The 1,304-nt window shown below is 75.3% G+C and carries 1 protein-coding gene; it reads left to right on the forward strand.

From position 1 onward, the window contains the following. Positions 1-837 precede the first annotated feature (837 nt). The coding region (locus tag ND748_RS32170; RefSeq protein ID WP_251750039.1) for a hypothetical protein at positions 838-1,304 on the forward strand (467 nt) is incomplete at its 3' end.

The raw sequence follows: 1,304 nt of genomic DNA on the forward strand, positions 1-1,304 counted from the left end.
CCACCAGCCGCCGATCGCTTACCGCCAGCCGGTTGGACGCCGGATCGCGGGGACGCGGCACCCGCCGGAACTGCGCGGACAGGCGGGCCCTCGCGCCACCCCTGGCCGCCCGGCCTGGCCTCGCCGGGCCGGCGGAATACTTCACGGGAGCTGTTACCGGAAGACCGTCGGGAGACGCCCGGCGCGGCCGGCGGACCATCGCGCCCGACCTCGCCCGGTCAGCCCCGCACCGCCCGCCGGGTGTCCGCGAACCGGCGCCCGAATCGGCCCCCGTGCATAATGAAGAGGTGACGCTCCGTTTGCAGCACGGCGCCGCCTCTCACTGGGCGTGGCGAGTGGTCTGTCGTCCCGCGAGCTGTCCGTGTTGTCTCGGCCCTCGCGCCCACTGAGGCTCGCCGCCAGCGTGACGAGTCGGTCGGCCCGATAGTTTCGGGCCTGGCCCGGGTGCGAGGGGCCTCGGAGTTCGGTGCATCGAGCCTGGGCGCACGACGATCCTGACCGGCGGGCCAACCCCGCTGATCGTCCGCCGCCCCGGTCACCGGCCCCGCAACGGGCCGCAGCGCCCACGGACCGACACCTGCGGTCGCAGTGGCGAGAGGCACCGCTCCGTCATCTCCCGCCGAGCGCGGGATTCGGCGTTCGCCGATGTCCCCGAGGATCCGCGACGCACCGTCGGCGCCGACGGCCGATCCAGCTCCGGATCGGCGCGACGGCGGCATGCCGCGGGCGATGTCCCGGCCCCAGGTCCGGCCGGCGGCTCGCTGATCCCCCGGTGGGAGTCCCCCGACTTTCGTATCGATCAGGAAGGCAGCATCCGCCGTGTCCTTCGAGGCGTGGATGGCCCGTCTGCGGGACGAGGGATACCTCGTCTGCCCGGGCAGCTCCGCGGTGCCGGTCGAGATACGAGGCGTCCGCCCGGACGGAGTCGGCCTGCACTTCCGTTGCCGAGGCACCTCCGTCCGGCTCGCCGTGTACCGGCCCGGCCGGGCGGCGTGGCAGGTAGCCGTCCGGGATGAGGGCTGGTGCCCCGAGGAGGCCCTGCAACTGTGGGCCCATCGCCCCCTCGACGGCGCACCGCCGCCCGCCGACGCGCGGCTGGCCTTCCCCGGGGACGCCCGGCCGGACCAGGAACTCGTCGTCGACGGCGCCCGGGCATGGGGCTGGTCCCGCCACGAGGCGGGCCTGCTGCGACCGACCGCCGCCGCCTACCTGTTCGACCACCTCCTCGCGACCCTCGTCGGCTCCGGGGCGCAGGAGGCCCTCGGCATCCGCGGCCACGGTGGCTGGGCCAGTCCGGACCGCCC

It is taken from the genome of Frankia sp. AiPs1 (assembly GCF_023716945.1).
Lineage (GTDB): Bacteria > Actinomycetota > Actinomycetes > Frankiales > Frankiaceae > Frankia.